We start from the raw sequence: 21,087 nt of genomic DNA, 5'->3' as shown, positions 1-21,087 counted from the left end.
CAGGATTCACAGTCCTGGTGAAGAACCTGTGATGTCGAAATCTGTCGCACTATCTCGCACGATAAAACTCGACAGATAAGAAAGAATCTGGTACAGTAAAACTGAACATGAGATTTCCCTTAGACAAGAAAAGCCTTTACAATCCCGCAAGTTGCCCCTCAGGAGAGTAAAGGCTTTTCTTCTTATTAAATATTGCATCATCAACCGGCTTGAAAAATAACCCTAAAAAGGTGAATATCGTCTATTATAGGTTGTTGCCATCCGGGCCACCATACTGGCTCATAATGAACTGAGCCAGCTTCGCATTTGGCGTTTTGATATTGATTGGATACTGTAATCTTTTTTCATAATTCCACATAAACTGTCACGCTCCTTCCTTTTCCCATGGAAATGGCTGCTGAGACCATTTCCATGCATTTTCACTGCTTACAGCTGCACTGTCGATGGTCAGAGGACCGTATTTCTCAGCATATTCGGCCATCAGCTGGTTGCGACGGTCAGAAATATCGGAAAAATAGCGCAATGCTTTTTGATCCTCAGGGTGAGTATCCAGATAAAGAAGCATGTCATTGACAGCGAAACTAACCTCATTGATCTGCTGTAAAAAAGAGCATCTTGGGGAAGGCTGCTTTCTCATCATCTTCGAATACCTCTCTTTCCACAGAATGGTTTACAAAGCTGTGGGAAAATAGTGCCCACAGACAAGGCATAGTCAAGATCATAGGCTGAAGTGAAATTCTGATATGGTACATAGGCCATTGCTGGTGTCAGGTGTTTCAGGTGCTCATACATATTATCTGTTTTTGATGAAACTGGTTTAGTGCAGGGGCAGTTTGGTGTTTGGGAAATTGGCGGATTGTATGAAGACTTCACAGGTATGAAATCACCGGAATTTTTATATGGTCTGGTACAGTCTGAGGACTCACAATTCATTTCGCTGCAAGAAGTCTCTCGCCGCATTTGCGACAGTGGAGCGGGAGAGAAATTCATCATCCCGCAGGTTCTATTATAAGGGCGGCAGCCCGAACGGTTCATCTGATAATTTTCCATAAACAGATCCTTTCCTTATTCCGTAAGGTCTTTCCCTTTATTCTATGTAAAAATATATAAATGTGTTTATATAAGAGAATGTAATAGTTACGTATACTGTTGGTGGTGCAGTGAAAAGAACGGATGGTATTTTTTATTATGGCTTTGGTTTTAAGAGATACACATGCACAAAATAAATCAGTGCGGGAATCAGAAATACAAGATTTACACCGCCTGCCAGGAATTCAGGAACGTTGCCTGCTCCTTGAAATGTAAATTCAAGGAAAAGGTACAGTGCTCCAGCTAAAGTACTTAACATCCAGTTCTCCCAGCCCAGCCAGCCAAGAAGCCCAGCCAGAATCAGGGAAAATTCCCGATAATACTGCAAATAAGTATCCGAAGAAAATGGAAAAACATTTCTTAGAAGATAACATCCAAATAGGATTCCAAGAATATTCATTGCTCTCATTATTTCAAAAATCAGACTTGTACTCTTTAACATAGAGCAGTTGTCCCATAGCTTTACATCTAATTTATTGGCTGCGCTGATAGCTGCCTTGGTGAAAGTGCCATTTGTCATAACGATGCAGCGGTCGCAGTCATAGTATTTGCCCCCGGCATAGACCTCTTGCACTGCTTTATTCCCAACTGGATAAGAATAATATTTGCATTGAACTGCATATTTTGAAAAATGTTTGTAGGCAATGATGTCAACACCCTGGTCACCACTTTTTTTGGTAACTTCTACATGGTGAAATCCCTTTCGGCGCAGCATCCGGGCGCATTTATATTCAAATTTGTGTCCATTCATCTGGTAAAATCCCTTATTTTGAGTTATTGTTTCGTTTTTTTATACAAAAACAGCAGAAATCGTTTCATGATTTTTTCAAAAGTCTTTCACACTTTTATCACATTTGTTTCGTATATTATTAACTGTAGAAAGCACCAAGTCTTTCTTAATTTAATATTTTTCTTTTTCATACGCGCCGGTGCGAAAGCACCGGCCTCCTTCCATTTCTGGGGAAAATATCCTGTTTATAAAGTTAATGGCGAAAGCCAAATTCGGGAAAATGAAATAAAAGTATATTTATAGAGATAAAGTCATTGTACTACATATGAAATAAAAAGTAAACACCTGTTCGAACAACACGTTACTGTTCACTCCGTTCACAGTAACGCGCTTCGCGATGCACAGAAATCACGCATTCGCATGATTTCGCGCCGCACTTCCCGGGCTTTTTGTGAACAAAGTCCACAGTTAACTTCAAACACACTCTAAGATTTACTGTAAGAAAATGACTATTTCCAAAAACATACAGTAGTGCTATAATAGCAGTGTTTAGAATGTTAGGAGCAGACTCACTTTTTGTCTGTGACCTGACATTTTCCTATTATTTATATATTTGGAGGATTTATGCAAATTATAATTGTCGGGTGTGGAAAAGTTGGACGTACACTTGCAGAACAGCTTCAGGAAGAGGATACTGATATAACTTTGATCGATATCAATCCGGACAGGATTAATGCGATTACAGATGAAGTAGATGCTATGGGCGTTGTTGGAAATGGAGCAAGTATCAATACTCTTATGGAAGCGGGAATTGAGACAGCAGACATTCTTATCGCAGTTACTGTATCAGATGAGATGAACCTTCTGTGCTGTCTGATCGCCCAGAAGACTGGTCACTGCCACACAATTGCCCGTGTGCGTAATCCGATTTACAGTAAGGAGATCGGTTTTATCAAGGAGCGTCTGGGCGTAACCATGATCATCAACCCGGAACTGGCAGCAGCACAGGAGATTTCAAAACTTCTGCGTTTTCCATCCGCCATAAAGATTGATACTTTTGCCAGAGGCAAGGTAGAACTTCTGAAATTTAAAGTAATGCCTGAATTTGAACTGGATGGAAAGAGCATTCAGCAGATTACGGAGCACTTTCGCTGCGATATTCTTTTCTGCGCTATTGAGGGAAAAGATTATACTACCATTCCAGGCGGTACCAATGTGATCCGGAATGGAGATGTGATTTCTATTCTTGCTACCCCGCAGAATGCAGCAGCTTTCTTTAAAAAGATTGGCTTGAAGACCCATCAGGTAAAGAACACCGTGATCGTAGGTGGCGGAACTATTTCTTATTATCTTGCCCAGGCTCTGCTTGCCATGAAGATCAAAGTCAAGGTAATTGAGAAAGATAAGAACCGCTGTGAGTTCCTAAGCGAAGAACTTACAGATGCTACGATTATTAATGGTGACGGCACAGACCGTTCCCTTCTTCTGGAAGAGGGGTTGGAAAGTGCTGAGTCCTTTGTAACTTTGACCAATATGGACGAGGAGAATATTTTCCTTTCCCTTTTCGCAAAGACTATTTCGAATGCCAAGCTGGTTGCCAAGGTAAACAGACTTGCCTATGACGATATTATTGACAGTCTGGACATCGGAAGTGTTATTTACCCGAAATACATTACTGCAGATTATATTTTGCAGTATGTAAGAGCAACTCAGAATTCCATTGGAAGTAATGTGGAGACCTTGTATCACATTCTGGATGGAAAGGCAGAAGCTCTGGAATTTAAGATCTGTGATAATTCACCTATTGTAGGAAGGACATTGTCCGAACTGAATCTGAAGAAGAATCTTCTTGTTGGATGTCTTTACCGGGATGGCAGTGTTCGCATTCCTCGTGGACATGATGCCCTGGAGATTGGAGACAGAGTTGTAATTGTTACCACTAACAGAGGCCTTCGTGATATCAACGATATACTTGCAAAGTAAAGGAGTCCGGACATGAATTATTCCATGATATCTTATATTCTTGGCTGGATCTTCAATTTTGAAGCGGCATTTATGATTTTGCCAGGAATTACAGCAATCATTTACCGGGAAAAAAATGGTCTGGCATTTCTGATCACGATGTTGATCTGTCTGACAATTGGAATTCCGCTTACCAGGAGGAAAAGAAAAAGCAAAGTATTCCATGCCAAAGAGGGTGCTGTTACAGTTGCTCTCAGCTGGCTGGTACTCAGTATTGCAGGAGCGCTTCCTTTTATTATTTCAGGAAGTATTCCCCATCCTATAGATGCAATATTTGAAACTGTTTCCGGTTTTACCACGACTGGAGCCAGTATTTTGAGTGATGTGGAGGCTCTGTCTCACTGTATGCTGATCTGGAGAAGCTTTACCCACTGGATTGGCGGAATGGGAGTACTGGTATTTATTCTCTGCCTGCTGCCTCTTACCGGTGGATACCACATGAATCTGATGAAAGCAGAGAGCCCGGGACCGTCTGTCAGCAAATTGGTACCGAAGGTACAGTCCACAGCCAAGATTTTGTATACCATATACATTATTCTGACTATTGTGGAGATCATTTTCCTTCTCATTGGAAAAATGCCTCTGTTTGATACATTGTGCCTTAGTTTTGGTACCGCAGGTACTGGTGGTTTTGGTATCAAAAATGACAGTATTGCAAGCTACAGCACGTATAATCAGGTGGTGATTACGGTCTTTATGATTCTTTTTGGAATCAACTTTAATGCCTATTATCTGCTTCTGACGAAAAAAGTAATGCAGGCAGCCAAGAATGAAGAGGTACGTTACTATCTGGGGATTATTGGCTTGGCCATTGTAGCTATCGCTATTAATACAAGAGAAATGTTCACAAGCTTTGGAAGAGCTTTCCAGCAGGCTGCTTTCCAGGTGGGATCCATCATTACGACTACTGGATATGCTACCACAGATTTCAATGTGTGGCCGGTATTTTCCAAGACCATTCTGGTTATCCTTATGTTTGTGGGAGCCTGTGCAGGAAGTACAGGCGGCGGTATCAAGGTATCCCGTCTTCTGATCCTGTGTAAATCTGCACGCAAGGAACTGCAGCTGTATCTGCACCCAAATGCAGTGAAGAAAATCAAGATGGATGATAAGGCGATTCCCCATGAGGTGGTGAGAGCTACAAACATGTTCCTGTTTGTGTATATTATGATTTTTGTTATTTCACTGTTGATCATAAGTCTGGACAATCTGGATATGGTTTCCAATTTCACTGCGATCGCAGCCACTTTGAATAATATAGGACCTGGTCTTGGAGCTGTGGGACCTACCGGGAACTTTGATACGTATTCTTATATTTCCAAGGCTGTTATGATCTTTGATATGCTGGCAGGAAGGCTTGAAGTATTCCCGCTGTTACTTTTGTTTAAGAGAGATACCTGGAGAAAGTTCTGAAAACTGACAAATATAAAACTCCTCAAATTAACACGCTCTAAAGAATGTTAATTTGAGGAGTCTTTATTTGCGTAAGCAACGAACAGGAGCTTGTTTGGTTTTACTTGTCCATAGTATAAGGCTCATCTGCCGGATATCCTCCTGCCGCTTTCTGCATTCCACGCGGCAGTGCATCCTTGGAAGTACGCCAGTCCGCATCTTTATTGCGGTAATCAAACTTATCGCAGAACCAGTCCAGATCATCAGAAAGCCTTTGCATATTCTGTTCCATCATTGGGAAAAGGATAGCGTAAAAGGCTTTTTTCTCTTTATCAGATAAAGCACTTTCAGCTGTTTCAACCAGATCTCCGAAATGGGGAATGCAAAATCCCTTACAGGTTTCAAAAAGCGGGAGAAATTCCTGATTTTTTTTAAACAGTTCAAAAAAAGTATCCAGATATCTTGCATAGGTATCTTTATAAAAATTGCAGATATAGCAGGTATCTTCCTGTTCTTTTACCCATACGCCAAGAGAAGTCTTCGGTGCATCTGTATCTGTGTTTCCTTTCTTAAATCTGGAAAAAACGGAAGCCCTGGAAGGAGCGAAAATCCTGATCTGTTCATGAAGCTCTTTTGTTTTGTACTGAAAATGGGTTTTCAGAATCAGCCCTGTACCCAGACGGTTTCCGTAGTCATACATTTTCTTATAGTGGGTACGGCAAAAGCCCATTTTATCAGTTTCTGCCCGTACATCGTCTTCCATATAAGATGCGCCGGCACCTAAAACGAAATCCATGGCATGCTGTTCCAGCTGGCGCTCCACAAAACAGAAAGGGCATTCGTCCTCTGCTTTAAAAGCATCCATCAGGGGAATGGTATATAATTTTTCTTTCATCTGTAAGGTCTCCTTCAGGATTTTAATGTATAAGTCTATAATTTTTCAACATCTGCTCCATGGATAAATGCCTGCAAAATACAGTCTATCGTCCGATGAAGATAAGGACGGTATTCAGCAAGACAGACTGGCTGGGAGTGAAGAATACAGCTGTAACTTGTGGAACTTACCAGTTCAATAATGGTAAAAAGAAGCAGCTCCGGGGAATCATACTGTACATCAGATTGATCCAGAAGATTGAGATATTCCTGGAAAAATGGAAAATCATCGTCATCTGCCTGTTCCTGAAACGCATCCTTAAAAACTCCCCAGGACAGATTCTTGGAAATAAAGCCAAGCAGATTACTCTCAGTTTCCAGCCTGTCCAGAATATTATCTACAATAAAATGAAGCTGTGCAGTGAAACCGGTAATGTGGGAGGCTTCCAGAGCATCATGCGCCTCGGAAAAAAGTTCGCCGGCTTTGTGAGAGATCAGCTTATTTCGAATATCATATTTATCTTTAAAATAGAGGTAAAAAGTTCCTTTGGCAACTCCTGCATTTTCCACAATATCGGAAATGGTTGTCTTGGCAAGCCCCTTAGTGGTAAAGAGTTCAAAGGCAGTGTTGTATAGAGCACTTTTCTTCCTTTTTTTATTTAACTCCAGTTTTCCCATGCCAGTTCCTCCTAAGCTTATGTCCGTCAGACATTCTATAAATAAAAGTTTACTGTCTCTCTCAGCAGCAATAAAAGCCGGTTGTTACAATTACAGCTTCACTATCTGAACTTTTCTTGATAATTATGGTGGTTTATTTCTATTTTAAACAAAAATGACCAAAAGTCAATATCAAAACAGGAAAAGATTTGGGTAAAAAGCAGATATTGACTACTGGTCAGTTTTGTTGTATAACTTTCATAGGCTAAGAGATGACTAACTGATGTCGGGAAAACAGATACGCTGTAGGACAGCGGGAGGAGTTTGCAGACGTCAGATATTTAAGTAAGAATTAAGGAGTTGGCTAACATGAACCGAAATAAAAAGATTCTGAATGTTACAATGGCTGCCGGAATGGCTGCCGTCCTTGGAACTACACCGGTAATTGCTGCAGCACAGGAAGCAGACAATGGAATATCCAAGGAAGAAACCGTATATGTAAACGCCACTGCAGAAGGTGAAATAAAAGACATCACCGTATCTGACTGGCTGAAGAATTCCGGATCAGCAGAGGGAGATATATCCGATGTATCTGACCTGGAAGGAATCAAGAATGTAAAAGGTGATGAAACCTTTACCCAGGATGGCGACAAGGTTACCTGGAATACAGACAGCAGTGATATTTACTATCAGGGAACTTCCAACAAGGAACTTCCGGTAGATATGAAGATCAAATATTATCTGGATGACCAGGAAATTACTCCAGAGGAGCTTGCTGGCAAGAGTGGACATCTTCGTATGGAAGTTTCTTATACAAACAAATCCAAAAAGACAGTAAAAGTTGATAAAAAAGACGTAGAAGTTTATTCTCCGTTTGTTATGGTAACCGGAATGATCCTTTCTTCCGATAATTTTTCCAATGTTACCATTGATAATGGAAAGGTGATTTCCGATGGCGACAAGGAAATGGTTGTAGGAGTTGCAGTTCCAGGTTTGAAGGACAGCCTGGATTTAAGCGGTGACCTTTCCGATAAGATTGATATTCCGGAAGGATTCACAATGGAGGCTGATGTTACAGACTGTACTATGGGAAATACTTTCACTATGGCGGTTACAGACTTGCTCAGCAGTCTGAATCTTGAGGATTCCGATGATTTGGATGAACTTCAGGATTCTCTGGATGAACTGGATGATGCAGCAGTGAAGCTGGTAGATGGATCTAAGGATCTTTTTGATGGAACTAAGAAGCTTTATGATGGAACGAAAGATCTTTATGATGGAACCGAAGATCTGAAAGACGGAACCAGCCAGCTTTATGATGGAGCCAAGGACCTGGATGACGGAGCCAAGACTCTGAAAGATGGAACCAGCCAGCTTTATGATGGAAGTAAAGACCTGGATGACGGAGCCGGCCAGCTTTACGACGGAGCCAAGACTCTTAATACAGGAGCCGGTCAGCTTTATGATGGAACTACTTCCTTATACAGTGGAACAAAGACTCTGTACGATGGAACCAGAACTCTTTATGGCGGAGCCAGTACACTGGCTTCCAGTTACAATGAATTTGATGCTGGTGTGGCAAGTGCCAAGACTGGTGCTTCCCAGTTAAACAGCGGTGCAAAAACACTGCAGAGCGGTATTTCCCAGTATACTGCAGGGGTGGATTCACTGGCTTCTGGTGTGAACAGCTACACAGAAGGTGTTGACACTGTAAACAGCAACATGGCAGAGTATAATAAAGGAATGAAATCCCTGACAGATGGTGTGAACAAATATGTGGCTGGTGGAAATCAGCTGGCAGACGGTGTAACCGCTTATGTAAATGGTGCAACTCAGCTGACTGACGGAGTAAGCACTTATGTAAGCGGTGCAAGTGCCCTGGCACAGGGAACCAAGGACTATGTAAGTGGAACATCTGCACTGGTTGAAGGGGTAGGACAGCTGGCACCTGGAATCCAGCAAGCTTCAGAAGGAATCAGCGCTGCTTCTGCAAAACTTACAGAAATTGCCAAGAATGTAGCAGCTGCAAAGCCGGAAACAATGGTGAAGAGCCTGAATCAGTATGCAGATGGAGCTGATTCCCTGGCTGACGGTGTAACGGAATACGTTGGAAAAGTAGGTGAGGCTGCTTCTGGAGCAGCAAGTGTTGCAGAGGGTGCAAAGAGCCTGACTGATGGTACAGCGGCTCTTGTTTCCGGTGCAACTCAGGTAAAAGACGGAATTGGAAAATTAAAAGAAGGAACAAGCTATTCAATCAGTCAGATCGGCGACAGTGCCTCTAAGACAATGAATGATTCAGCAGCAAGTATCCGTGAGGCAGCTGCCCAGATTGAGACTACGGTTACTGCACAGTCCGCAGGGGTATCTACAGATGCTGCAGCTGGTGCAATCAGTGCAACCCAGAGCTCTATGAGCAGTGCAATCGCAACTTTGCAGGGAGCACTTGGAACAGAGGGACTTGACGAAGGAACTGCAGCAGCTATTAATTCTGCAATCGAGCAGTTAAATGCAGGTCTTGGAAATGCTTCTGCCGCCCAGGGTGAGCTAGGTAACATTCAGGCACAGTCACAGGTAGCTGTCCAGGCTGAGACAAACGGAAGCAGTGTTCAGGAATCCTTAAATGCCATTGCGTCCACCCTGGAAGGTGCAGCGGGCAGTATTTCAGAAGCAGCATCAGCGAGCTCCTCAACTTTAGCTGGTGAAGCAGATAAACTGATTGCAGGTGCAGCTGCTGTTGAATCAGGAGCCCAGACCGCAAATGCAGGAGCCGCACAGCTGAGCACAGGTGCTGATTCTCTGAACAGTGGAATGGCACAGCTGAAGGAAGCTGGTGAAGGTCAGTTATCTACAGGAGCATCAAATCTGAAAGCAGCCGGAACGCAGGTAAGAGAGAGTCTGACAGCAGTAAGCAGTCTGATTGCAGGACTTGGAGATCTTTCTTCCATGACAGATTCTGTGAATCAGTTAGCGGAAGGTGCTAAACAGATTTCAGAAGGAAATGAGAAGCTTCAGGCTGGCTATAAACAGTTACAGGATACCAAGGCTGCTGAGACACTTACAAACGGAGCAGATCAGATCCTTAACAGTGAGAAGACTATTACAGATGGAATCAATACCCTTCAGGGCAAGGATAATGCCAACGCAACAGCACTTCTCAGTGGCGCAAGTACATTAAAGAGTGCAAAGGAGAGCCTTGATGCAGGTATCAGTTCAATCAGCAAAGCAACCGGCAAGCTGGTAACTGGTGTTGGTCAGATTGCAGCAAACAGTGTGGCACTAAGAAGCGGAGCTTCTCAGCTGACAGCAAGCAGTGATACCCTGAACAGTGGAGCATCCCAGCTGACAGCAGGAACCAAGAGCCTTGTAAGCGGAGCAGGTACATTAGCAGCAGCCAGTGGACAGGTAAAATCCGGTATTGCACAGCTAAAGAACGGTGCTGCAGATCTGAGAAGCGGAGCTTCCCAGTTAAGAAGCGGTGCAAACAGTGTTAATAATGGAACTCGTGAATTGAAGAGTGGTACATCTTCTTTAGTAAGCGGAACAAAAGATCTGAAAGACGGAACCAAGACTTTGAAAGATGGAGCTAAGGATCTGAATGACGGAGCTAAGACTCTGAAAGACGGAACAAGCAGTCTGAAAGACGGAGCTAAGACCCTGGATGATGGAGCAAAAGACCTGAAGGATGGGGCAAAAGATCTGAAAGACGGAGCTAAGGATCTGAAGGATGGAGCAAAAGATCTGAAGGATGGTGAGAAAGAGTTCTACGATGAGGGTATCAAGAAACTGAAAGATACTATGGAAGATGATTTCCAGAGTGTTCTGGATCGCCTGGAAGCACTCCAGTCTGATGATGCTGCTTATACATCCTTCACAGGAAAAGATGCTTCCATGAGTGGCAACGTGAAGTTCATTATTGAAACAGAAGGCTTCGATGATGGCAGTGAAGACTGATCTTAAGCAGGTCAGATATAAATTTCTATAAGGAAACAGAGAAGGGCAGGAGAGTATCCTGCTCTTTTCTATTACGGGATAAACCCTGCAGCCGTTACCGTTCACGGAGTAACAGCACCTTTGGGTTGCACCTGCAAAAAGAGTCTGCTATAATGAAAAACAATTAAGGAAATAAAAGAGTTTATATAAAAATGAACAGAAAAAGGTGATAAAGTGGATATTGCGAAAAAGAAAAAAGCAAGTATCCGGTCAGGAAAGAAAAAGGCAGGTCCTGGCTATAAGTCCAAGATCAAAATGAAAAAGGCGAAATCAGATTACTATGATTTTAATCTGGTCGCAGTAATCATATTGATCATGTGCTTTGGTCTGATCATGCTTTACAGTACAAGCTCTTACATGGCTCAGATTAATGAAGGGGACGATATGTTCTATTTCAAAAAACAGGCAATGTACAGTATCGGCTGTCTTGTGCTGGCAATTATAGTGTCCTATTTTGATTATCATATTCTGGCGAAATTTCCGTTTGTGATCTATGTAGTAGCCGCTGTTCTCATGGTGCTGGTAAAGACTCCCCTGGGAGTCACCTCTCATGGAGCGAGAAGATGGCTGAAGCTTGGGGTACAGTTTCAGCCGGCAGAGATTGCAAAGATTGCAGTGATCATCACATTGTCCTATCTGATCGTCAAAATGGGAAAGAGAGTGGAAACCCTGAAAGCTACTATGGTACTTCTGGGAATGGGCGGCATTCAGGCACTGTTTGCATATGTGTTTACGGATAACCTGAGTACTGCTATGATTATTTTGGGGATTACCGTAGGTCTGGTGTTTATCGCACATCCAAAAACAAAACCATTTGTTATCCTTGCTGTTGTTGCGGTTATTTTGGTGGCAATCCTGGTATACAGTCTTTCCCATATGAATCAGAGCTCTAACTTCCGTTTACGTCGTATTCAGGTATGGCTTCATCCGGAGGATTATGCAAGCGGAGATGGCTATCAGACTCTGCAGGCTTTGTATGCAATTGGTTCAGGAGGTTTCTTTGGCAGAGGTCTTGGAAACAGTATTCAGAAGCTTGGAAGTGTGCCTGAGGCACAGAATGACATGATATTTTCCATTATTTGTGAAGAACTGGGGATTTTTGGCGCGATCATGGTTTTGGCGTTGTTTGGTTATCTGTTGTACAGATTGTTTTTTGTTGCACAGAATGCACCGGATATGTTTGGCTCCCTGCTTGTGAGCGGCGTTTTTGTACATATCGCTTTGCAGGTTATTATGAACGTGGCTGTTGTGCTGAACATCATGCCAAACACAGGTGTCACATTGCCATTTATCAGCTATGGAGGTACCTCCATTTTGTTCCTGATGGCAGAGATGGGACTGGCCTTAAGTGTGGCCAGACAGATTAAATTCCAGGAGCCGGAATTTATCCTATAATTCTCTTGACAAATGAGCCAGCAGATTATATACTTTCCGCAGTGTATGACATACGGCTGATGGAAGCCGGTTTTCGAGATATTTATTAAAGGAGAATGAGCAATGTTAGAAAAGATGAGTGAAATGATCGCAGAGCAGCTTAACTGCGACGCAGAGACAATTACAGCAGATACTTCTTTCAAGGATGACCTGGGAGCAGATTCCCTTGACCTCTTCGAGCTTGTTATGGCTCTGGAAGACGAGTACAACATTGAGATTCCGGCAGAGGAGCTTACAGAGCTGAACACAGTTGGTGATGTGATCGACTATCTGAGAGATAAAGGAATCGATGCTTAATTTTTTTCGCAGATGATGATCTCCCGCTACTGTTCACTGGTAACATTCAGCGAGGTGTTTCTGTGAACAAAGTTCACAGAAAACCCGAGAATTAAGTTTGCGCAGCAAACGCTACTTCTTGTGCTTGTCACAAGAAGGTTCGTCTTTCTGTGCATCGCGAAGCGCGTTACGGTGAACGGAGTGAACGTAACGATCTCCCTGAGGCTGGGCTTCAGGGGGATTTTTTCTATGGACATTTTGAATAGATTAGGTATATAATGTGAAAAGGCAATTGCCATCACGGAATGGCAGCAGAAGATAAGAAAGAATAAACAGGGAGAATAGAGAAGACATGACTAAGATCAGAACCAGATTTGCACCAAGCCCTACTGGCAGAATGCATGTTGGAAATTTACGTACTGCGTTATACGCATATCTTATTACAAAGCATGAAGGCGGAGATTTTATTCTCCGTATTGAGGATACAGACCAGGAGCGCTATGTAGAGGGCGCTGTAGATATTATTTATCGTACTATGGAGAAGACTGGTCTTATTCATGACGAAGGTCCGGATAAGGACGGTGGATATGGCCCATATGTACAGAGCGAGCGCCAGGCACAGGGGATTTATATGAAATATGCCAGACAGCTTGTAGACCAGGGCGACGCATACTACTGTTTCTGCCAGAAGGAAGAATTAGAGAGCATGAAGCGCGTGGTAGCAGGCAAGGAGATTTCCATTTATGACAAACGCTGCCTGAAGCTTTCCAAGGAAGAAGTTCAGCGCCGTCTGGATGCCGGAGAGCCACATGTAATCCGTTTTAACATGCCTACAGAGGGAACTACCACTTTCCATGATGTAATTTACGGAGATATTACAGTAAACAATGAGGAGCTTGAGGATCTGATCCTGATCAAATCTGACGGATATCCGACTTATAATTTTGCTAACGTTGTAGACGATCATCTTATGGGAATCACACATGTAGTACGAGGCAATGAATATCTTTCCTCTTCCCCGAAATATAACCGTATCTATGAGGCATTTGGCTGGGATATTCCGGTTTATGTACATTGTCCGCTGATCACGGATGAAACTCACGCCAAATTGTCCAAACGTTCCGGACATTCCTCCTATGAGGATCTTCTGGATCAGGGATTTGTTTCCGAGGCAATTGTAAACTATGTTGCACTTCTGGGATGGAGTCCGGCAGATAATAACGAGATCTTCAGTCTCAAGGAACTGGTTGAAAAATTTGATTATCATCACATTAATAAATCTCCGGCTGTATTTGATATTAACAAGCTTCGCTGGATGAATGGCGAGTATATTAAGAAAATGGATCCGGAAGTATTTTATGAAAGAGCACTTCCATACATGAAGGAAGTTCTGAAGGGAGACTTTAACTTTAAGAAAATTGCAGGAATGGTTCAGACCAGAATCGAAACTTTCCCTGACATTCCGGCATTGATTGATTTCTTCCAGGAAGTTCCAGAGTATGATGCATCTATGTACTGCCATAAGAAAATGAAAACAAACGAAGAGACTTCTCTTACAGTTCTGAAAGAAGTTCTTCCGCTTCTGGAGGCTCAGGAGGATTACACCAATGATCCGCTGTTCGCTTCCTTAAGTGAATTTGTCAAGGAGAAAGGTTACAAGAACGGCTATGTAATGTGGCCTCTTCGTACAGCTGTTTCAGGCAAGCAGATGACACCGGCAGGCGCTACCGAGATCATGGAGATCATTGGCAAGGATGAGACAATCCGCCGTGTGAAAGCAGCAATCGCGAAGCTTGAGAATCTGTAATGAAGAATCTGTCTCAATTATGAAGAAAAATCCATCTCAATTAAGGGCAATCGCCCACCTGTCAGGACCTATGATGGTTCTGGCAGGCCCCGGTTCGGGGAAAACTTCAGTGATCGTTGAAAGAACTGCATATATGACTGGTGAGGGGGAAATACCGGCGTCCTCTGTTCTTGTTGTAACCTTTTCCCGGGCTGCAGCAAAAGAGATGAGAGAGCGTTTTCTGAAGTTTACCGGACAGACCTCCACGGCTGTTACCTTCGGAACCTTTCACGGTGTTTTTTACGGAATCCTGAAGCAGGCTTATGGACTTAGTGCCGGCAATATTTTGTCAGAAGAAGAAAAATATGCCATTTTAAAAGAAATGACTCTGGAATTTGGTCAGGAACTAGCGCAGGAGGGAGATTTCCAGGAGGATGTGGCAAAGGAAATCAGCGTGGTAAAAGGGGGGAGGATTTCCTTGGATCACTATTATTCTTCCTGCTGCCCGGATGAGGTATTCCGCCAGATTTATAATGGGTATCAGAAGGCCTTGCGTCAGAGAAGAAAACTGGATTTCGATGACATGCTTCTTTGCTGCTATGAACTTTTTGTCAAGAGAAAAGATATCCTGGCGGCATGGCAAAACAAATTCCAATACATTATGGTAGATGAATTTCAGGATATCAACCATCTCCAGTATGATATTGTAAGGATGCTGGCAAAGCCCAGGGATAACCTGTTCATAGTGGGAGACGATGATCAGTCTATTTATCATTTCCGTGGCGCCAAGCCAGAGATCATGCTGAACTTTACCAAAGATTATCCTAAGGCAGAAACGGTTCTTTTGGACATTAATTATCGTTGTACGAAAAATGTACTTCAGGCAGCCATGAATGTGGTGGGCTGCAATCAGATCCGCTTTAAGAAGAGGCTGTCTACGCCAAATGAGCAGGGAAAACCTGTGAAAGTGATGGAATTTGACAATCCAAGAGAAGAGTATGTGAAGATTGCCGCCTTTTTGAAGAAGCGGCTGGAGGCGGGAGAGAATCTAGAGGATACTGCAGTGCTTTTTCGTACCAATCAGGAGGCAGAGGGGCTTGTTGGAGCCTTGATGGAGTACCAGATTCCTTTTACCATGAAAGAACAGCTGCCCAATCTGTTCCGGCATTGGATCAGCAGAAACCTGATGGCATATCTGAAAATGGCAGCAGGAGACAGGACGCGAAAGCTTTTCCTGGAAATCATGAACCGCCCTAACCGGTATATAGCAAGGGATGCCCTGACTCAGACCACAATCTCATTTTCTGCACTGAGAGATTTCTATAAAGACAAAGACTGGATGTGCGACAGGATTACCACACTGGAAACACATCTTCGGATTCTTTCCACTTTAGCACCCTATGCTGCAGTGAATTTTATCCGAAAAGGAATGGGCTACGAGCAGTATCTGATTGAATATGCCCAGTACCGTAAAATTCGTCCAGAGGAGCTCCTTGAGGTCCTTGACCGCATACAGGAAAGTGCCAAAGGCATGAAAACCCTGGAAGAGTGGGAAAACTACATAGAGGATTACACAAAGAAGCTGGCTGAACAGGCGAAAAAACAGGAGACGAAAAGGGAAGGGATTGTAATTTCCACCCTTCATGCGGTAAAAGGGCTGGAATACGATAAAGTTTATATTATGAATGTAAACGAAGGGAGCATTCCCTATAAAAAAGCGGTTCTGGCAGAGTCTTTGGAAGAAGAACGCCGGCTTTTTTATGTAGGCATGACCAGGGCAAGGAAAGAACTTATGCTCTGTTATGTGCGCCGTCAGTACGATAAAGAGCGTGACCCTTCACGGTTCCTGGAAGAAACCGGGCTGTTCTAATTTCCTCTTGTAAACGTAAACCTGATAAAGTATAATGATGTCTGTTGTGAAATTATAACAAAAAAAGAGGTAACTATTCAGGAGACAGTATTCCGCGAGGTTGTTTTTGTGAATACAGTTCACAGAAAGCCCGGGAATTGCGGCGTGAAATCATGGAAAGCATGATTTTTTGTGTATCGCGAAGCATGCAATTGTAAAGCATGTAATTGTGAAGGTACGGAACAGTTACCAAAAGAGTACTATTGCGGAAGCAGTGCAGATAAATGAAGAAAAAGATGAAATGGAGAAACCGCATTTTCTGGCTCAGGATCCTGATCATGGTTCTGGTCATTGTGGGATCTTATCTGGCATATGCCTTTATATACAGAGGCAGAAATGAGCCGCCCACCAAGAGGAAAACCACCAATCAGGAAGCGGCTTACTATACGCTTCGTGGACAGATCCAGATGCTTTCCCAGAAAGAAGAACTGATGGCATTTGCCTTTGAAGACAGGAAAAAAGAGCGGGAATATGGAACCTATATTATTCCCGGTCTGAAAGCAACACAAACCCTTCTTACCAGTGAAGGTGATATGCCGGCCATGTGTACCACTATGACACCGCAGGGTTTGGCAGTAACAGAGGATTATGTTTTTGTAAGTGCCTATTGTCATGCGAAAAAGCATAATTCTGTGATCTATATGATCAACAAAGAATCGCACCGTTTTATAAAAGAAATTATTTTGCCCGGACAGCCACATGTTGGCGGTCTGGCGTATGACAGTGAACATCAGATTCTATGGTATTCTTCAAATACGCAGGAGCTTGCCCAGGCAGTGAGTCTTACCATGGAATCTATTGAAAATTATGACTATGATGCGGGCAGGCATCCTATCGCGACCAACCAGGTAGCCAGCCTTTACGGAATCGTCCGTGATTCCTTTATGACCTTTTATGATGGGTGTCTGTACGTTGGCTGCTTTACAAAATATACAGACAGTGCAATTGCAAGATATGCAGTAGATGATCAGGGAAACCTGATAAATACTATGGATGAAGGTCTGGGAATGAACTTTGGGATGGCAGTTCCCCTTGATTATTCCACCATTTCCGAACAGGCACAGGGAATGACTTTTTATAACGACAAGCTTCTTTTGTCTCATTCCTTTGGAATTCTGCCTTCCAGAGTGGTATTTTATGAGAAATCCGATAAAAGGCTTTATGTAGATGAAAATTCTGCTGTCAGCTATCGGTTTCCGGAACGAATCGAACAGATTTTTGTGGATGGGGATGACTTGTACGTGCTGTTTGAATCCGCTGCTTATGCATATAGTTCAGCGTCTGTGAATATTGTGGACAGGGTTTTAAAACTGAGCCTTCCCAGAATGGAAGAATACCAGCAGAGCATACAGAGTAATGTGAGCCAGTATTAGAAGGATTTTTCAAACACGCTCTAGAGCCTGTAAATCTGGTGGATTTATTTAAGAATGAATCCGGGATTGTCCACATATATTAAAATTGAGAGGTGATACAACATAGAAGCAGAGCAGATTCAGAACCTGTTTGCGGGCAATATCCGCAGACTGTTGATGAATGCAAACCTTGATTATGACAAAATATATGAGATACGGTTAAGAGTAGGACGACCGCTGTTCTACACCTATGACGGAGGTGAGGGTTTCCTTACCGACCATGATGGCAAATACGTGGTGACAAGGGAAGATCTGAAGGAAACCATGGAATATATAAGTGGTTATTCCCTTTATTCCTATGAAGATGAAATGCGCCAGGGGTTTCTTACTGTTCAGGGAGGTCATCGGGTAGGTGTTACCGGAAAGGTGATTCTTGACGGCAATGAGATCCAGGGAATGAAATATATTTCCTGTATCAATGTACGTCTGGCTCACGAAGTGGTAGGCTGCGCAGACCAGGTGATGCCCTATATCCGCAAAAAAGACTGGGTAGCGCATACTTTGATCGTTTCTCCGCCAAGAGGGGGGAAAACAACCCTGCTTCGGGATATTATCCGTCAGCTGAGCAATGGTGAGGAAAAGAAAAAAATGCCGGGGGTAACGGTTGGCGTTGTAGATGAGAGAAGTGAGCTTGCCGGTTCCTATCAGGGAGTTCCCCAGAATGACCTTGGTATGCGTACGGATGTGCTGGACGGCTGTCCAAAGGCAGAAGGGATGGAAATGCTGATCCGTTCTATGTCTCCGGCAGTTGTGGCCGTAGATGAACTGGGACGGAAAGAAGACTTTAAAGCTGTGGAATCTGTGATTCACAGTGGATGTAAAGTAATCGCCACCGCTCATGGAAATTCCATTGAGGACGTGATCCATCAGCCTTATTTTGAAAGGCTGGTGAGAAGAAGAGTGTTTGAACGGTATATTTTCCTGGACAAGGGAGAACATGCGGGAACCATACTTGGAATTTATGACAGAAACGGGAGGCCTTGTTGAAAACAGCAGGAATCATTCTGATCCTTTTTTCCGGAACAGGTCTTGGGTTGTGTAAAAGCATGGAATTGACAGCCAGACTGAAAATTCTGGAAAAACTGGCTCAGCTTCTTCTGTTACTGAAAGGGGAAATCCGCTGCACAGGGGCGACGTTGGAAGATGCCTTTCTTGATGCTGCAGCAAAAATGCCAGGAGAGTACAGGCTTTTTCTCAAAGAAACTGCAGGATGGCTTCAGCAGCGGCCTGGAATTACCTTTGATGAGATTTTCAGGGAATGCGCGGCAAGACTGCTTCCCCTTTACAAACTTTCAGAGGAAGAGCGGGAAAGCTTTCTTTCTCTGGGTGAAAAACTGGGATATCTGGACAGGGAAATGCAGGTGGCACAGCTGACACTTCTGGAGGAGGAGCTAGGCTACAGGATAAAGACTCTGAAAAGTGCTATGCCAAAGCAGCAGAAAACATATCAGAGCATGGGAATTCTGGGCGGAATTCTGCTGGCAGTCTTGTTGTGGTAATTTCATATAATATCTGGAAAAATTGCCTGGAAAACGGTTATGTAAGGCAGATAACGGTAAGAAAGGAGGCCCCCTTGGAAGTCAGTATTATTTTTAAAATAGCTGCTGTGGGGATTCTGGTCTCCGTGCTTTCTCAGGTTCTGAAACACAGCGGCAGAGAGGAACAGGCTTTTTTAGTCAGCCTGGCAGGTCTCCTTGTGGTACTCTTCTGGATCGTACCATATATTTATGAGTTGTTTGACAGCATAAAAAAATTATTTGAATTGTGATCTGATTCACCAATATCCTGTCACCTGTGTTCAGGAGGTGGAAAATGGACATTATAAAGATTTCGTTACTAGGCGTATGCGGTGTTATTCTTGGATTTCTTATGAAAGGAACCAAACCGGAATACGCCTGTTTTATTACAGTTGGAATTGGTCTTGTGATCATGGGACTTGCTGTGGGGAAAATTTATTACCTGTTTGAATCTCTGGGGAAAATCCAGGAGACACTTCCAGTGGACACGGAATATATTTCCACACTGGTAAAAATGATCGGAATTACCTACATCGGTCAGTTTGCCTCCGGAATCTGTAAAGATGCAGGCTACAGCACAACAGCGGCGCAGATTGAGCTGTTCTGTAAATTGTCGGTGATGGTTCTGAGCATGCCGGTGCTTATGGCACTTCTGAAGACGATTCAGGAGTTCATGGTATGAGGGTCTGGAGAAAAAAACAAAAATGGCAGGTAATTGCTGCATTGTTGTTTGCAGTATGGATTCTGATGGGAACCAGAAAAATAAATGTAAACGCAGAGAACATGGAAGCAGAGAGTTTTACAGGTGAAACAGCAGTCGAAACAGAGGAAGAGACAACGGAGAAAACGGTAACAGCAGGTATTGGCTATCGTGCAGCTTCCGCTGATTCTGAGGGCATTACGGAGCAGCTGGTTTCTGACATGTCTTTCGAACAGGTACAAACTTTAATGGATGAAATGCTGGGAGAGGACAGCTTCTCCATAGGAACAGCATTAAAAAACATGATAAACGGCGAAACAGTATTTTCAAAAGAGGCGGTGCAGCAATTTCTGCGCAGCCTCTTTTTTGAACGGCTGGAAAAAGAACGGGCTAATTTTTTTCGCATTCTTCTCCTGGTGCTGGCAGCTGCTGTTTTTTCAAATTTTGCAGAGGTATTTGAAAACAGCCAGATTGGAGAGGTAAGTTTTTACATGGTATATCTTTTATTATTTACCATTCTGATGAACAGCTATCAGCAGCTTGGAGTTTCTCTTGGAAAACAGCTGGAATGGATGACTCAGTTTATGAAAGGCCTGGCACCTGCTTATTTCGTGGCAGTTTCAGCAGCATCAGGAGCTGTCACGGCTTCTGTATTTTATCAGGGGGTTCTTCTTCTGGTGTGGCTGGTGGAATGGCTTCTTCTCACTTTGATTCTGCCAGGGGCTAATCTGTATGTTCTTCTTTGTATGGTGAACCATCTTTCCAAAGAGGACATGTTAAGCAAGATGGCAGAACTTCTGGAAACTATGATCAACTGGAGCCTGAAAACCATGCTTGGGGCTGTCCTTGGGCTTCAGGCGGTACGAGGACTGGTTGCGCCTGCCATGGATGCCATCAAACGAACTGCCCTGGGCAGAACTGCCGGAGCGATTCCGGCTGTGGGAAATGCCGTAAATGCGGTAACAGAATTGATTCTGGCAGGGGCACTGCTTGTGAAAAACTGTCTTGGAGCAATGGCGGTGGTGGTTCTGCTTCTTGCAGGAGCCGGACCTGTGATTCATTATGGTCTCCTATCCCTTAGCTTTCGCTTCCTTGGTGCAGTGGCACAGCCTGTATCAGACAAACGAATCGTAGGCTGCCTTGGCACAATGGGAGAAGGCTGTGCCCTGCTTCTGCGGATCATGCTGACTGCGGAAATTCTGTGTGTGCTTACCTTTATAGTTCTCATGGCGTCTGTAGGCGGATAAAAGTAACAGTAAGCGGAAATGAACCATAATAACCTGAGCATATGACTGAGATA

18 protein-coding genes and 1 pseudogene are annotated in these 21,087 nt (G+C 43.5%); 13 read left to right on the top strand and 6 right to left on the bottom strand.

Annotated elements, in window-relative coordinates; genetic code table 11:
- Window positions 1-256: 256 nt before the first annotated feature.
- The 4 genes and pseudogenes from I4V84_RS06155 to I4V84_RS06140 all read right to left on the bottom strand — a co-directional run.
- Window positions 257-358 (bottom strand): annotated as a pseudogene (locus tag I4V84_RS06155) (manganese catalase family protein); the annotation flags it as partial.
- 6 nt (window positions 359-364) lie between these two features.
- The gene (locus I4V84_RS06150) at window positions 365-640 is read right to left on the bottom strand and encodes a spore coat protein CotJB (protein ID WP_118581087.1); all 276 of its coding nucleotides are present in this window, start codon (window positions 638-640) and stop codon (window positions 365-367) included.
- Entirely contained in the window at window positions 637-759 is a 123-nt protein-coding gene (locus I4V84_RS06145; RefSeq protein WP_226815951.1) for a spore coat associated protein CotJA, read from the bottom strand. Before I4V84_RS06145 ends, I4V84_RS06150 begins: the two co-directional genes overlap by 4 nt.
- Before the next feature lie 427 nt (window positions 760-1,186).
- Window positions 1,187-1,840, bottom strand: coding sequence for a restriction endonuclease (locus I4V84_RS06140; RefSeq protein WP_118581084.1), 654 nt, complete (start codon window positions 1,838-1,840; stop codon window positions 1,187-1,189).
- 603 nt (window positions 1,841-2,443) lie between these two features.
- On the opposite strand from I4V84_RS06140, the gene trkA reads away from it, so the two are divergent.
- Together trkA and I4V84_RS06130 are read left to right on the top strand one after the other, a co-directional pair.
- Window positions 2,444-3,802 carry a Trk system potassium transporter TrkA gene (gene trkA, locus I4V84_RS06135; RefSeq protein WP_195991427.1) on the top strand — a complete coding sequence of 453 codons (1,359 nt, stop codon included), beginning with the start codon at window positions 2,444-2,446 and terminating at the stop codon, window positions 3,800-3,802.
- A 12-nt stretch (window positions 3,803-3,814) separates the two neighbouring features.
- Window positions 3,815-5,254, top strand: a complete 1,440-nt coding sequence (locus I4V84_RS06130) for a TrkH family potassium uptake protein (protein WP_195991426.1) — start codon at window positions 3,815-3,817, stop codon at window positions 5,252-5,254.
- Window positions 5,255-5,354: 100 nt separating this feature from the next.
- On the opposite strand, the gene I4V84_RS06125 is transcribed toward I4V84_RS06130, so the two are convergent.
- Window positions 5,355-6,128, bottom strand: coding sequence for a DUF6062 family protein (locus tag I4V84_RS06125; RefSeq protein WP_195699439.1), 774 nt, complete (start codon window positions 6,126-6,128; stop codon window positions 5,355-5,357).
- A gap of 35 nt (window positions 6,129-6,163) precedes the next feature.
- Window positions 6,164-6,784, bottom strand: a complete 621-nt coding sequence (locus I4V84_RS06120; protein WP_173773263.1) for a TetR/AcrR family transcriptional regulator — start codon at window positions 6,782-6,784, stop codon at window positions 6,164-6,166.
- Between the two features lie 348 nt (window positions 6,785-7,132).
- Between I4V84_RS06120 and I4V84_RS06115 the strand changes: the two genes are divergently transcribed.
- The 11 genes from I4V84_RS06115 (at window position 7,133) to I4V84_RS06065 (ending at window position 21,034) form a co-directional block, all read left to right on the top strand.
- The gene (locus I4V84_RS06115; protein ID WP_195991425.1) at window positions 7,133-10,714 is read left to right on the top strand and encodes a hypothetical protein; all 3,582 of its coding nucleotides are present in this window, start codon (window positions 7,133-7,135) and stop codon (window positions 10,712-10,714) included.
- A 213-nt stretch (window positions 10,715-10,927) separates the two neighbouring features.
- Window positions 10,928-12,148, top strand: coding sequence for a putative peptidoglycan glycosyltransferase FtsW (locus I4V84_RS06110; RefSeq protein ID WP_330602481.1), 1,221 nt, complete (start codon window positions 10,928-10,930; stop codon window positions 12,146-12,148).
- Window positions 12,149-12,250: 102 nt separating this feature from the next.
- Window positions 12,251-12,484, top strand: coding sequence for an acyl carrier protein (gene acpP, locus I4V84_RS06105; protein ID WP_021924300.1), 234 nt, complete (start codon window positions 12,251-12,253; stop codon window positions 12,482-12,484).
- Between the two features lie 331 nt (window positions 12,485-12,815).
- Entirely contained in the window at window positions 12,816-14,270 is a 1,455-nt protein-coding gene (gene gltX, locus I4V84_RS06100) for a glutamate--tRNA ligase (protein WP_118581061.1), read from the top strand.
- A gap of 19 nt (window positions 14,271-14,289) precedes the next feature.
- Complete coding sequence (locus I4V84_RS06095) at window positions 14,290-16,119, top strand: ATP-dependent helicase (protein WP_118581105.1); 1,830 nt, start codon at window positions 14,290-14,292, stop codon at window positions 16,117-16,119.
- A 275-nt stretch (window positions 16,120-16,394) separates the two neighbouring features.
- Window positions 16,395-17,531, top strand: a complete 1,137-nt coding sequence (locus I4V84_RS06090; RefSeq protein ID WP_243284038.1) for a hypothetical protein — start codon at window positions 16,395-16,397, stop codon at window positions 17,529-17,531.
- A gap of 102 nt (window positions 17,532-17,633) precedes the next feature.
- The gene (gene spoIIIAA, locus I4V84_RS06085; protein WP_226815059.1) at window positions 17,634-18,557 is read left to right on the top strand and encodes a stage III sporulation protein AA; all 924 of its coding nucleotides are present in this window, start codon (window positions 17,634-17,636) and stop codon (window positions 18,555-18,557) included.
- Window positions 18,554-19,069, top strand: coding sequence for a stage III sporulation protein AB (locus tag I4V84_RS06080; RefSeq protein WP_233456011.1), 516 nt, complete (start codon window positions 18,554-18,556; stop codon window positions 19,067-19,069). The genes spoIIIAA and I4V84_RS06080 overlap by 4 nt, the downstream gene beginning before the upstream one ends.
- Before the next feature lie 74 nt (window positions 19,070-19,143).
- A complete protein-coding gene (spoIIIAC, locus tag I4V84_RS06075) occupies window positions 19,144-19,338 on the top strand; it encodes a stage III sporulation protein AC (protein ID WP_021924294.1) in 195 nt (64 codons plus the stop codon).
- A gap of 44 nt (window positions 19,339-19,382) precedes the next feature.
- A complete protein-coding gene (locus I4V84_RS06070; RefSeq protein ID WP_118581049.1) occupies window positions 19,383-19,769 on the top strand; it encodes a SpoIIIAC/SpoIIIAD family protein in 387 nt (128 codons plus the stop codon).
- Window positions 19,766-21,034 carry a stage III sporulation protein AE gene (locus tag I4V84_RS06065; RefSeq protein ID WP_173769998.1) on the top strand — a complete coding sequence of 423 codons (1,269 nt, stop codon included), beginning with the start codon at window positions 19,766-19,768 and terminating at the stop codon, window positions 21,032-21,034. The genes I4V84_RS06070 and I4V84_RS06065 overlap by 4 nt, the downstream gene beginning before the upstream one ends.
- Window positions 21,035-21,087 lie beyond the last annotated feature (53 nt).

This window comes from Ruminococcus sp. 1001713B170207_170306_F1 (assembly GCF_015668065.1).
GTDB classification, from domain to species: Bacteria; Bacillota; Clostridia; order Lachnospirales; family Lachnospiraceae; genus Blautia_A; species Blautia_A faecis.
Note: the sequence above shows the minus strand (reverse complement) of the source record. Positions and strands in the feature narration are given on the sequence as shown.